This window comes from Acinetobacter sp. 226, assembly GCF_048147925.1.
Classification (GTDB): domain Bacteria; phylum Pseudomonadota; class Gammaproteobacteria; order Pseudomonadales; family Moraxellaceae; genus Acinetobacter; species Acinetobacter pecorum.
The window spans coordinates 1-12,251 of record NZ_JAYWYX010000040.1; the positions used below are offsets into that span (position 1 = coordinate 1).

Sequence of the window (12,251 nt, forward strand, 5' to 3'; positions counted from 1 at the left end):
GACGGTGAATTGCCGGCTATCATGTGGTTGCTCAAACTGCAGTTTGAAATTCTCACCCTGCAGCTTGGACCACTCCAGAACAGTCCGTAGTTCACGTAGCTTAATCCAGCCCATTTGTGGATCTGCCGGTTGCAAGGTAATTGGTCGGCCCGACTTCTTTTTGCCTTCCTGAATATGTAGAGTGCCATCCATGGCGTAGTCTTGATTCTGCTCAATGGCCTTCCATGAGAACTCATCAGGCCATAAAAAACCGTCCTCTAATGGGACGGTTTCGGATGTTGCTAAGCGAATGAGTTTCATGTTGATTTCGCTATACCTTTTAATTGGTTTACCAGGCTGGTCATCACATCCTTTTGGCTTGCATCGCCTGTAAGGGATAGGGTTTGACCTCCGAATTGAATGTTGTAATTCACACTATCACCACCCTTACCATAATCTTTAGTTGATGGTACTGAAGGAATAGACGGCGCATAGTCATTCAGGTTACTAGATCCGATTGATCTACCATTCTTGCCAATATACTGCTCCAGCCGTTCAATCTGCTCCATAACATACATGGCATTACCAAGAGCCTTCTGGTTGTCATAGGCAGTGGTCCCATACTTTCTCTTCACCCACTCATTGGAAGCAGATTTGTAATAACCACCCGCCACTGGTTCGGCATCTTGGAAGAGCTCTTTGGCTTTTTGCTTGGTATCACCTTCATAACCAATATCCTTAAGCCTCTGTTCAATTTCTTCAACAGAAAGCCCGTGTTTAGCGGTTGTTCCGGTTTTGGATGCCTTCATCTTGCCCTGAGAAGCCATAGCTGCTTCCGTTGCTTTGCGAGCTTCTTCCCACGCTTCAGTAGTATCGTTACCTGCTCTAACGCCTCTACGGCCTAGATCATCAAAGCCATCACCAGCATTACCTGTGGCATTGCGAACACGGTGAATAGCATCCTCAGCATCGTTCATGGATTTAACTGTAGCTTTGCCTGCGCTGTCTATCTCTACTTTTAAGCCTAATGATGCTGCCTTAGCTTGAGTGGCTGCAATTTCAGCTTTGTCACCTGTGGCAATTACAGCGTTCAGCATAGTGATATAAGCCTGTTTAATGGCTTCAGCAGTTGCTTGACCACTTTTACTTACCACATCAAAATTTGCACGAGCGGATTCAGCCGCTGCGCCCAATTGCTCTTTGGTTTTTACGCCCAATGCAGCAAAAGCTGCTTGCACAGGATTAAGAGCGGCTGGCAATTGCGCACCCTTTTTCTCAATCAAACTTAGACCAAATGCAGCCTGCTCACCAGTAATCAGCCCTTGTTTTTCAAGTGCAATCAATGAGCTTTTGGCATAATCCAATTCAGCTCGGGTTTGAGCGGTATCAATTGCCTTATTCAAATTGGCAGATAGAGCTAATCCGGTATCAATACCCTTAGCCTTATAGGCATCCAGATTGTTAACCACCATTTGTACATCATTGGTCGCAGATTGAAAGGCAAGTGAAAATTTACCTTGTAGTTGCTCAGTGCTTAAACCTGTGCGCTCTAAAGCTGCCTTCATTACTGCTTCGGTGATTTGAGCGTTCTTTTCTGCTTCCTTTGATGTTCCAGCAAAAGCAGCACGGGCATTTGTTTCAAAGACAAGTAGGTCTTTACCATCCAGCGCTTTTCCGAGACTTACCTGCAACTCATCAGCTGTAATCTCACCCTGATCTTTCAGTGCGATCAAAGCTGTAATAGAGTCGTTAATGCCTTTAGTTGAGTCAAACTTCATGGCATTGGAGATTTTTTCCAATGCTTCTTTGGTTGGCTCCCCTTTTTTAATCAACTCATTAAATTCAGTGATTAATTTTTTTGACTCTTCTGTAAGTTGATAGGTTTTATCGCGTGCTTTTTCAGACGCGGCAGCAAACGAAGCTTTTACCTCTGCGGCAACCTTGGTTCTAATCTCATCCGCAGCGATTTGTTTTTCCAGCTCTTCGATCTCTTTACCATAGCCCATTAGCTTGGCTGTACCTTCACCAATCGCTGTTCCAATTGGCTGAAAAACCGTAGGTACTAACACCCCGAAAGCGGTAACTGCAACCCCTAGTGCCCCTAAGCGACCTACCATAGCCATCATTGAGCTACTTGTTGTTGCTGCCGAGGTGGCCGCAGCTGTGGAGCCAGCAGCTAACTGAGTTTTTGCAGTAGCTGCTGTTCTTGTTGCTGCTGCATTCGCAATTTGCGCCTGTGTATTAGCTACAACTGCTGTGGTTTCTTGTGCAATCGCCGTAGAGGCAGCCCTGATTCCAGCCGCCTTGTCTAAGAACATCATGCCGATATTAAGGGCCTTATAAGCCACAAAAGCCTGACCAGCAAGCATCAAAGTTGAGACAATTGTATCTAGGTTTTCAGCGACAAATTTAATAGCCTCCGCAACTTTAGCACTTGCTCCGGTTGCAGCATCCGCTTCACCAATATAAACCGTCCATGCAGTTTTCAGATTCTCAATTGATGCGCCGATGGTTGTTGGGAATTTAGCGAACTCAGCACTAATTGCTTCCGATTGGCTCAATAAAGCTTTAGTGACTACATCAGTGGTAAGTTGACCTTCTCCAGCCATCTCACGAAGTTTGCCAGTAGTAACGCCCAAGCCATCTGCTAAAGCTTGGGTTAAACGTGGCGACTGCTCCATCATGGAGTTAAATTCGTCCCCCCTTAGGACGCCGGCGCTGAGGGCTTGCTGCATTTGGGTTAAAGCTGCTTCAGTAGAGGCTGCTGATCCACCACCTACTTGGGTTGCTTTGTTAATGGTTTCAGTTAATGCGAGCGCCTGTTCTTGAGGCCATTTCATTTCCTGACCAATCTTGGTCAGTCGAGCATAAAGATCACCGGTTGCGGTTAAGTTGGAGTTGGTATTAATAGCAACATTTTTAACATCATCCATGGCTTTTTGTAGGTTGCCATGCTCACCGATTGCAATAGATAAGCGACCAGACAGGTTTTTATATTCATCAGCAGTCTGTGCAATTTCCATTGCTGTAGTGCCGATACCGAGAGCAGCCAAAGCCCCAGTTAAAGCATTAAAACCAGTTTTTAAACCCTGTAGTTCCCCTGAAACACCTTTAGATGCCTGTTCTGTTTGCTGTAGTTCTTGTGATGCTGCTTCTAGTTCTTTGTCCAGTTGTTTGATCTGCTGTGCAGTTTCTTGTGACTGAGTACCGAGCTGGTCTACCTCTTTTGTTGCACTGCTGGTATCACCTACAACACTGGCTGAGCCTTCTTTAAGTGCTGCAAATGCATCCTTTGCTGCTTTCTCTGACTGATGCATATTAGAAACAAAGGCTTTTGTGTCAGCATCCATCACCAATTTAAACGTTAAATTTTTACCAGACATACTGACCTCTAAATTTTAGGTACTAAAAAAGCGCCTAGAGGCGCAGCAGATATAAAAAGCCGACCTCATTTGGGTCGGCTTATTTAAGAACTTCTATTAATTTTGCTATGGCTTGTAGTATGGGTGCTAATTGCCATGTCCCTACACCTACAATCACTAAGAAGCAGACAATGTAAGTCCAGCGTCTTAACGCTTTGCTTTCTGATAATTGATTCATTGCTTTATCAACCTTCAAATCTAGGTTAAAATTCATCTATGGTTTGCTTCCTTCTGCCATAAGGTTGTGAACACAAAAAAGCCCATGATTACGAGTCACGGGCTTTTTGCTTTTTTTTGGTATTTAAAAAAACCTCCCGAAGGAGGTTCTTGTTTTATTTAAAATTTCGCTCTTTTAGAAAATGCCTTCCTACGCGCAAAGTATCAGTACCATAAAGCAGATCTAGCACACTATCGAATCGCTTGGTAAATTCCGCAATATCCATGGTTGGATAGAATCCCGGTGGTAGTGGCATTGCGGTCAGCACACCGTTACGAGCACTTACATGCCATGAATCATACTTGGAGTTATTAAACTCATTGCTAATCTGCTGGGCCACCTGAATAACTTCTTGTGGGTAAGGCAAAGCTTTTACTTCTTGCTTTTCCACTTTTGCTTTTAGATCCATTGTTTCCAGATAGTGCACTGCTTCAGGAAAGTGAATCTCTAAAAGTTCAGCATAGCGTGGGATTTTGAAGTGTCGATTATGACGCGCCCACATTTCAGCGAAAATTTTCCGTTCGCCCTGAGGGCGACGCGCCACAATCTCATGAAGCAAGGCTTGCTGCTCTGGTGAAATGGCTTGACGCGCTTTAACCCTGAATTGCATCACCATTGCATCATAAGCACGAATAACCTGTAGATGGAATTTTGCAGAAATCCACATTGCATATGAGTAAACTAATTCCTTAACTACATATGTACCATTATTCTTACCATCATTAACTTTACCAACAGCAGGCATCTGCAAATTTGCAGAGGCCCCATTCGAAGGGTTTTCAATCTCAGCAATTAGGTCTTTGGTTTGTTGATTGCGGATGAAGTAAGCGGGTTGATGTTTTTTGTCATACCCACTCGCCTTGTGCAGATCATTCAAGCAATAACGACCATCTTCATCTTGGCGAATTGAAAACTCGCCAATAACCAACGGTTGAGTATTTGGATTTACTAGATTTTGTGTTAAATTAGACATAGTTACTTCTCATTAGTAATGACATCAATTAAGCCCGCTCGCCAAAGTCTGGGCTTTTTTGCTGTCTGCTGGTTTCATGCTTTCGCACTCTTGTGTTTTTCTACCAGTAATTTGACTGCTTCATTTAAAAGGTAAACTATCGACCTTTTATCTTCTTTTGCAATCGCCTTAAGTTCTTTATGTAGATCGCTATCTAAACGACCTTTTACATAGACAATTTCTTCTTTCATGTTTCCTCCAATGTCCCCACTTTGGGGTGTTAAATCATAGTACCCATTTTGGGGTTATTGGTCAATCCCCATAATGGGGTTATTATTATTTTTATTTCGGTCGATGTTTTATGAGTGAAGATCAAAGCGGTGTTGTCACACTCAAAGTCCGTGTAACACCTGAGTTTCGTGAAAAAATTATAGAAACCGCAAAAGCAAATAATCGCTCAATGAATGCAGAGATTGTTCATCGCTTAGAGCGGAGCTTTGACAACCCACCCCTAACCATTGGTGATCTTATTGAAGCTTCTCACGCTAAACCCCGGTCATCACGCGAGAAAAATCCTGTAGCTAGCGATCCAAGAGAGCGTAGACGTTTAGCCAAATTGGCTGCTGAAAGTGCTTTACAAAATATGTCAGCTGCTGATCTTGTTGACACTTTATTTAATAAGCTTAATTCCGAGGGTAGTCGCTTAACTGTAGAGGAAATTAAGCGCAGTGAAGAACCCCGAGAGCAATCCGAGATAGACCCAACAAAAAAAGCACCCTAGGGTGCTTTTTCTTATATGGCCTGTTTACATGCTGTATATGTCTCAAGAGAAGATGCTAATTTATTATAGTAATTAATCTTTTCCTTAGTCTGCTTTTCCCATAGTCTTATCTCATTTTGCATAAAATAAACATAATTAAAAATTGCCGAATCCATAGCCTCTAAAAGATCCTTTTTGGCCGGCTCAAGGCATGTGTAAAACTCCTCCTCTACAAGCCTTTCTCTTATCTTTCTTAATTCCGTCACCTGATTACCAAGTGATATTCTAGCTGTAGACCCAGCAATTAAATCTGCACGCGTCCAGTTATTGTTAATTTTCATGAACTTTTCCAACATATCTTTCTTGTGCTGAATTTCTCTCTGCTTGGCTTCTTGCTGTTGCTTAAACTCATTATCTCTTTTTTCAGAAAGAAGTTTAATTTCTTCAGCCTTTAAAATCTTAGCTTTTTCAGCCTCTTTCCTTCTTGCTTCAGCAGATTTTTCAGCGTTCATGGCATCAATTTTATTTTGTTCCAATCTTTCGAGATTGGCGATCTCAGCCTGTTTCAATCTTTCAGCTGACGCCTTATTACTCTGATGCATAAAATAAAGCATGCCAGACGCGAGAATAAGAAGCCCAACGAATAAATATTTCACCCAAAACCCCCTAAATAGTTATTTTCACATCATAACTTTAGGGTGCTACTTGATCAATCAGAAACCATTTCTTTCTTAAATGATTCAAAGCCTTTCTTATCAGCTTGAGCTACACGCGCTGCAACGGCGTTATTGAAGATTCTCTGCTTATACAGCTTATTTGCTGCATTAACGTAGTTCTGAAATGCACCGTAAGTCATTTCCATGATTTCACTATGCTGATGGCCCATTGATACCAGAAACTGGAATGAATCAAACCAGGTAGAGTCATCTTTCTTTTTGATGCCACGTCTTGGCTTTTCATATTTGAAATAGGTCTGATTGACCAGAAGTACCGCCTTAAGTAAATCTTTAAATCCCTGCTCATCAGCAGCAAGTTCCACCAGTGATTCATTGTCCAGATCAGTGACGCATGCCATTGTCGAAATGACCTGTACACCGTGAGCTTTAAATAGCCCTGTCAAAATCTCATCTGAATGATTTTGGTCTTTGATGAAGTTCTTTAATACTTCGGCATGCATTGCCCAGGTATCGAAGTCTTTCATCTGGATCTGACGCACTTCAATGTCATTGATTTTGATGCTTCGATTTGTTGCTAGGAAAAAATCATTCATGATGGAATCTCGAGATAAATTTTATGCATTAAAAAAGCACCTTAAGGTGCTTTCTATTAAAGATTTAGTCTAGTACTCGTCTATGTTGTGAAAATTACTAACATTTCGTTAATCAAATCTACAAAATAATTTCATCAGAAAAGCATTCTTACGCAAAACTAGATCCTTCTAACTCTAGCCTTGAATATCTTACATATCCCGACATAGCTGCTACATCCACGATTTAAATCATTCTCTACACTGAAATTAAGTCTTAGAAACGTAGAGGAAATTCAAATGAAAAAGTATTCGAAAATTCTAATCTTAGCTTTAATGGGATTTACCGGTACCGTTGCTATCGCAGCTGACTCGATTCCAATAGAAGCCACTGCTGCAGCTGAAGCGCAACAGGTTGCTTTAGAGTATGGAAATGAAAAAGATCAAAAATCTGAATCATCTGGTGAATAAAAGAAAGCCCTTAATTAAAGGGCTTTTTAATTACTTCCAGCTTGGCGTACAAGCACTCTTCCATGACAACTCAAATTGCTTTTGATCCGTCTGATTTTCTACAAGCACTATATTTTTCTGAAGCACAATGAAACGTTGAAAACCAATATATTTACCGTCTGCTTCTTTATAGCTTACCTCTCCACACTCTCCTATTTGATTGCGGAACTTAGCTGAATCAGGATTGGGAATGAATTCTTTTGTAGCTTCTTTTGAAAATTCAAGCTGTTCCTTTTTGCTTGTTTCTAAATCAAGATGCTGACCGTTGGATTCCTTGTGTCCACACCCAGCTAAAATCACAATAAAAAAGAATAAGCTTAAATTTTTCATAATATCCCCATGTATTAAGGGCAGCACTTTACATTAATTTTCAATCTTATCTAAAGCCTAGGGAGAGTGGATTTGTAAAGTTATGTTTTACTATTTTAAGTCTTTTTAAAATTGACCCTATATAGCCAGGTGAAACTTCCACTTATCAAAAAACCGCCCTAAAGGCGGTTCTTAGCTTACTAACTTACTGACATACAAGATAAATAAAAGTAGAAATAATTATTACGGCTAGGATGGAGACAAATATTTCTATTTTAGTCATAGCAGTTTTATTCTTAACATGAACTGAATATCTTTTATATCCCCATCAGATGAAAATTAGAATAACAAAAGATTACATAATCTTTATTTTTTACTATTTATTAAGTTTCATCTTAAATGTTTTAAGACTTATTACTATAAGGCAGGCACAAAAAAAGACGCATAGCGCCGTGGAGTTCTTTGTGCCTGTGTGGGTTAGGCTGCTACGCTAAAACGCTCAATATGACCAAAGATACTAAGTTCAGCATCATTGGCTTTAGAGATATCTGCTAGTGCCTCACCTTCGATTGAGTAAGATCCAAAGTCTTCATGGATCAGATCAAATTCCGTATCCGGTGAGAATTTCACACGCCATAACGTCAAGACCACCTTGTCACCAGTGAGTGTATCAATACCTTTGAAAAGGATTCGATATTCATTCCCGATGTTATTGGCAATTGTCGTACGTGTCTTAGCACCAGCTTTAGCAGAAAATTTAACTGGACCAGTCACAGTCTCATTAAAAATTACTGTGCCAAAAACTGCATCAAGCACATACTTGTCCGGCTCAATAACAGTATCCGAGCTATCCTTAAAAGCCACTTCACTTAAATTGCGGTGGCCTAAATCAATCATAGCGCCGGCCTGTACAGCGCCAAGAGTGATATCAGTCAGCTGAGCTTCTGGAATTTCAATTGATTTGCCGCTAAGGATTAACTCTAGATTCTCCTTAGTCACCTCTTCAATAGTCCCTGAAATGGCAACGCCAGTTTGCTTATACAACACCGCATCTTTCGAACGTAGACCAGTTTTACTTTCATAGTGGTCAGTAGACTCAGTTGAAATAGCAATCTGTAATTCTGGAGTACTACCAACTGGCAGTAATGCAGCAGGTACACCACTAACCATTTTTGCCAGATGAAGTTCACCTTGAAGTGAAATCACATTTGAATTAGCCATTACTTTTGATCCCCTGTGGTTTTCTTGGCTGGAGCAGCTTTAGCTTCAGGAAGTTCCTGAATCACACCATCTGCCAGTAATTTTTTAATTTGAGCATCATCCAGGCCGCCGACCATATCGCCTTTTTGAAAGCGGCCGACAGGCTGAGTTGCCTTGTATTGTTTTGCCATGACTGGCTCCTAAATGAATTTTTGTGATTCAAAAATAATAGTGATGTATGCAAAGCCTGGACTGTAGCCATCTCGAACTGAGATAAATTCCAGCGCCGTACGTGATGCTTCAGGCTGCCAACCGGAAAGCAGTTGAATCACCTTCTCAGTCAAAAACCCCGCTTCATCACTTACAGCACGTCCATCGGTCATTTGAGATTGAGCATTGCGACATGCCACCGTAACCGCCCATTGCTGGCCGATCTGGTTGATGCTTCCACGACCTGCACTTGCCTTTTTATCTATACGAACAAAATTGACATGTGCTGACGGCGTGACCTGTGACATCTCTGTTACGCTGACTGAATTCAATGGTGTATAGATCTTTAGAAATTCTGGAATCTCTTTCAGTTTTTCTGCAATCTCATCACGCACCGCGAAGAAGGTGCTCATCTATAAAACTCCCGACAATGTCTAAGACTTTCGCCTCATCTTCCGAATTAATACCAAGAAAAGTACGGGATGGAATGTTCACCTCTTTTACTTTTCGATATTGCCCTGCCACCGCAAACGTAATGTATTGACCGTTCTTAGGGGTGATATGAGCACCATAATGAAAAACATGCGCATAGGTTTGATTAGCACCCCACTCTACGCCATTGCTCAGAACGTTGTAGCTCATACCATTGAGTAAATGCCCATCATTACGTCCTGTCTCCCCGCCTTGCAAGCGAGCACGCCATGAAACCTTCCATGGATTACCGTCAACATCATGTTGATATTGAAATCGCTTTCTTGTCGCATAAAGCATGGCATCGCCAATGTCGTTAAACATCTTTGACTTATCGACATCGAACTGGTTTAAGCGAGCAAGGATTGCTTCGATAGGTGAGCTATCAGCTTGAATGGTTATTGCAAAAGCCATAAACACCTCACTTCATGCTGGGCATCATGTCTAAAGTGGCATCACCAAATACGCCACCGGTATAACTTGTTCCGATGGGCGCCGTAGATGGTTTATTTACGGGCCTTTCATCAGTCACTTGGTTTTCAACATTGAGGATATTTAGAATAGCTTTACCGTCAGCTACCCGCTTTAGAAAATCAATCTCTGCTTTATAGCGATTCTCAATTTCTTCCGTAGGTCGCTGAAAATAAAGGCGGTAGCGCGCAATGTTGCACGCTACTCGTTTTAACGTGCTTGGAATGCTTGGTAAGGGAAGCTCATATCTAACCGCGACATAGCTATCGATTTCCTCTGCAGCATCCTGTAATGCATTTTCAACCGCGTCACTAGTTGATTGCATTGCTTCTAAATTTTCCATCTCATGTATACCAAACCGAGCCACCAAATCCTCTCGTGTTGCATACATAGATCACCTACTTGGTTTCGTCAGTCGCTTTAGAGTCTGCTTTAGGTTTTGCAGCAGGTTTCACCTTTTCCATTTCAGCCACTTTTGCTTTTAGCTCGGTAACTTCTTGATCTACCTTTGCCTTGTCAGCAACTGCTGTCTGATTGGCTTCGGTTAAGGTTTTATTCGCAGCTGTCAGTTCAGCATTGGCCTTTTCAAGTTCAGCCAAACGCGCAGCGGTATTGTCTGCCTTAGGTTCTTCAAGCTCCTGATATTCTTCAATAGCCCCAGATGCTAAAAGGGCCTGAAGTTGTTTAGCTTCAAGCCCTTTGATTTCATCACCTGGCATAAAATGCCCGATGGATTGTTTTGCTGTGTACTTCGGCATGTCTTGCTCCTTATAGAGTGATAAAGCCAGTACCACCAACCACACCGTTCTTATTAGACGGCACAACTAGTGGAGCAGATTCAGTCATCAGCATGATGCCGCTTGGATCCTCACAGTACCATTGACGGTCAAAGTACTGTTGAGCAACGCCGTTGGCCAGCATGTTCTTGATCTTACAGTGAGCTACCGAACCATTGGTATCAGAGATCAGTGAAAAGTAATCCTTAGGAATAAAGCGCTTCACCTGACCCTTGTTACGATAGGTTGCGTCATATACCCAGAATTCAATTCCATCAAAGGTTCCTTTGAAGGTTGCTGACTCTTTTACACCAAAGCTTGGATTCACTGGAACCGAAATGCCCGCATACGGCGTGATGAATTCTTTCTTAAACTCTTCATTGTTCCAGAGAGCCGCCCAAACTAAGCCAGACATAACAGACAGCTTAGCTTCACCACCATCAGCCGCCAATTGACGTTCAAGCATGGTGCGGATATCCGTTACTGGCTTGGCACCCGCTTCATTCCACTTGGTCAACGGCGTAAATGTCAATGAAGCATCACGACGGTAATCCACCAGGTTGTATTCATAATCATCTGAGTGAAGCGCGTATTTACCATTCTTCAGTAAATCAATTGCCATCATCAGGACTGAGTTATCAATTGCATCGTGGTTGCGCTTCATCACTGAGATTTGAGCAATGATCATTTGCTCTTGTTCAGACAGTCGCTGGTTGCCAGTAGAGATGATGCCTGCGGTACGTAAACGTTCCAGCAATGCGATTTCAAAAGTTTCGGCCGGAGTGACCTGATTCTTTGGCTTGTAGTAAGCCGGTTTCACATGACGTACTTCACCAGATTGGGTGGTATCAAATGGCTTACCAGGCTGTTGCGGTGATACCAGTGGTGCCAGATCATGTTCGGCAGATACTTCAGCCAAAGGTACATCATCACGGGTGAATAACGGGCGGTTCGGGAAAAGCTTGTCTAAAAGCCAGGTATCCATCGGACGGTAATTCGAGTGAATCAGTGCGAGTTCACCCACATCAAGCAGTTCGAGCGGAGTGCCTTCAAGATTAAAAGACTGTGGCATGTTAATTACACCTTAGAAAGTTCGATTTTGTTTTTAGTTGCTTTGGCACGCGCCGCATCATATTGAGCAGGAGTCAGCAAAGTTCCATTAAGTGAGACAGCTTCGATACTGAACACCCCGCCGTAATACACCGGGATTTCGATCCCGTCAGCGGCCTTGATTGTTGCTTCAGCTGCTGTGACATCCTGACCACAGATCACATCCCATGTTTTTTCATCAGTAGCATGAGACAACACATTGTCATCAGATAGCGTTAATAGATCGCCGTATTTAAATGCTGTGGCGGTTGGCACCTTGGCATTGGCACGACGTAACTTTTCATTGTCCAGGATCAGCCATTTTGAAGTGACTGAAATAGGCGGTACATAACGAATAGTCATGAATTATTTCCCCTTTTGTTCTGCAAATGCTTGTGCACCAGAAGTGAATTTGTGAGTGTCATTGTTATTTGACTGACCACCCTGACCACCAGTTGCTTGATGAGTAAACAAGTGAGCAAATGCCGGATTTACATTTGGTGCAGGCTGTGGCTGTGGTGCAGCTGGTGGTTGTGTACTAACTACTGAGAATTGACGAAGTTGTTTGGCAGTAAAGCTAAAAACTGAATCATCCATATTGGTATAAGCCGTTTTATCTTCAGCACTAAACTGTGTTTT

Annotated in this window: 18 protein-coding genes and 1 pseudogene; 2 read left to right on the forward strand and 17 right to left on the reverse strand. The window is 42.3% G+C overall.

What is annotated here, in order from left to right; genetic code table 11:
• The 5 genes from VXP95_RS14385 to VXP95_RS14405 all read right to left on the reverse strand — a co-directional run.
• Positions 1–300, reverse strand: a 300-nt coding sequence (locus VXP95_RS14385) for a hypothetical protein (protein WP_416712280.1), incomplete at its 3' end; no start/stop codon positions are given.
• Positions 297–3,362, reverse strand: coding sequence for a tape measure protein (locus tag VXP95_RS14390; RefSeq protein ID WP_416712281.1), 3,066 nt, complete (start codon positions 3,360–3,362; stop codon positions 297–299). The genes VXP95_RS14385 and VXP95_RS14390, both read right to left, overlap by 4 nt.
• A gap of 79 nt (positions 3,363–3,441) precedes the next feature.
• Positions 3,442–3,615 carry a hypothetical protein gene (locus VXP95_RS14395; protein ID WP_004279628.1) on the reverse strand — a complete coding sequence of 58 codons (174 nt, stop codon included), beginning with the start codon at positions 3,613–3,615 and terminating at the stop codon, positions 3,442–3,444.
• A 118-nt stretch (positions 3,616–3,733) separates the two neighbouring features.
• Positions 3,734–4,591: a KilA-N domain-containing protein gene (locus VXP95_RS14400; protein WP_416712282.1), complete on the reverse strand. Its 858-nt coding sequence runs from the start codon at positions 4,589–4,591 to the stop codon at positions 3,734–3,736.
• 74 nt (positions 4,592–4,665) lie between these two features.
• Entirely contained in the window at positions 4,666–4,821 is a 156-nt protein-coding gene (locus VXP95_RS14405) for a hypothetical protein (RefSeq protein ID WP_180049158.1), read from the reverse strand.
• Between the two features lie 110 nt (positions 4,822–4,931).
• On the opposite strand from VXP95_RS14405, the gene VXP95_RS14410 reads away from it, so the two are divergent.
• The gene (locus VXP95_RS14410) at positions 4,932–5,351 is read left to right on the forward strand and encodes an Arc family DNA-binding protein (protein WP_257226360.1); all 420 of its coding nucleotides are present in this window, start codon (positions 4,932–4,934) and stop codon (positions 5,349–5,351) included.
• 11 nt (positions 5,352–5,362) lie between these two features.
• On the opposite strand, the gene VXP95_RS14415 is transcribed toward VXP95_RS14410, so the two are convergent.
• Together VXP95_RS14415 and VXP95_RS14420 are read right to left on the reverse strand one after the other, a co-directional pair.
• The gene (locus VXP95_RS14415) at positions 5,363–5,986 is read right to left on the reverse strand and encodes a hypothetical protein (protein WP_416712283.1); all 624 of its coding nucleotides are present in this window, start codon (positions 5,984–5,986) and stop codon (positions 5,363–5,365) included.
• Between the two features lie 53 nt (positions 5,987–6,039).
• Positions 6,040–6,600, reverse strand: a complete 561-nt coding sequence (locus VXP95_RS14420) for a hypothetical protein (RefSeq protein WP_416712284.1) — start codon at positions 6,598–6,600, stop codon at positions 6,040–6,042.
• 276 nt (positions 6,601–6,876) lie between these two features.
• Here VXP95_RS14420 and VXP95_RS14425 point away from each other — a divergent pair, with 276 nt between their 5' ends.
• Positions 6,877–7,047: a hypothetical protein gene (locus VXP95_RS14425; RefSeq protein WP_005262212.1), complete on the forward strand. Its 171-nt coding sequence runs from the start codon at positions 6,877–6,879 to the stop codon at positions 7,045–7,047.
• A gap of 30 nt (positions 7,048–7,077) precedes the next feature.
• Here the strand turns inward: VXP95_RS14425 and VXP95_RS14430 are convergent, their stop codons facing one another.
• The 10 genes and pseudogenes from VXP95_RS14430 to VXP95_RS14475 all read right to left on the reverse strand — a co-directional run.
• Entirely contained in the window at positions 7,078–7,416 is a 339-nt protein-coding gene (locus VXP95_RS14430; protein ID WP_416712285.1) for a hypothetical protein, read from the reverse strand.
• A 456-nt stretch (positions 7,417–7,872) separates the two neighbouring features.
• On the reverse strand, positions 7,873–8,616 hold the full coding sequence (locus VXP95_RS14435; protein ID WP_416712286.1) for a hypothetical protein: 744 nt from the start codon (positions 8,614–8,616) through the stop codon (positions 7,873–7,875).
• On the reverse strand, positions 8,616–8,786 hold the full coding sequence (locus VXP95_RS14440; protein ID WP_416712287.1) for a hypothetical protein: 171 nt from the start codon (positions 8,784–8,786) through the stop codon (positions 8,616–8,618). Before VXP95_RS14440 ends, VXP95_RS14435 begins: the two co-directional genes overlap by 1 nt.
• Before the next feature lie 9 nt (positions 8,787–8,795).
• Positions 8,796–9,218, reverse strand: coding sequence for a hypothetical protein (locus VXP95_RS14445; protein WP_364481869.1), 423 nt, complete (start codon positions 9,216–9,218; stop codon positions 8,796–8,798).
• Positions 9,193–9,690: a phage virion morphogenesis protein gene (locus VXP95_RS14450; protein ID WP_005262218.1), complete on the reverse strand. Its 498-nt coding sequence runs from the start codon at positions 9,688–9,690 to the stop codon at positions 9,193–9,195. The genes VXP95_RS14445 and VXP95_RS14450 overlap by 26 nt, the downstream gene beginning before the upstream one ends.
• 7 nt (positions 9,691–9,697) lie before the next feature.
• Entirely contained in the window at positions 9,698–10,138 is a 441-nt protein-coding gene (locus VXP95_RS14455; RefSeq protein WP_416712288.1) for a gp436 family protein, read from the reverse strand.
• A 7-nt stretch (positions 10,139–10,145) separates the two neighbouring features.
• Complete coding sequence (locus tag VXP95_RS14460) at positions 10,146–10,505, reverse strand: hypothetical protein (RefSeq protein WP_416712289.1); 360 nt, start codon at positions 10,503–10,505, stop codon at positions 10,146–10,148.
• Between the two features lie 10 nt (positions 10,506–10,515).
• Positions 10,516–11,595 carry a major capsid protein gene (locus tag VXP95_RS14465; protein WP_416712290.1) on the reverse strand — a complete coding sequence of 360 codons (1,080 nt, stop codon included), beginning with the start codon at positions 11,593–11,595 and terminating at the stop codon, positions 10,516–10,518.
• Between the two features lie 5 nt (positions 11,596–11,600).
• Positions 11,601–11,975, reverse strand: a complete 375-nt coding sequence (locus VXP95_RS14470; protein WP_416712291.1) for a hypothetical protein — start codon at positions 11,973–11,975, stop codon at positions 11,601–11,603.
• Positions 11,976–11,978: 3 nt separating this feature from the next.
• Positions 11,979–12,251: pseudogene (locus VXP95_RS14475) on the reverse strand (hypothetical protein); the annotation flags it as partial.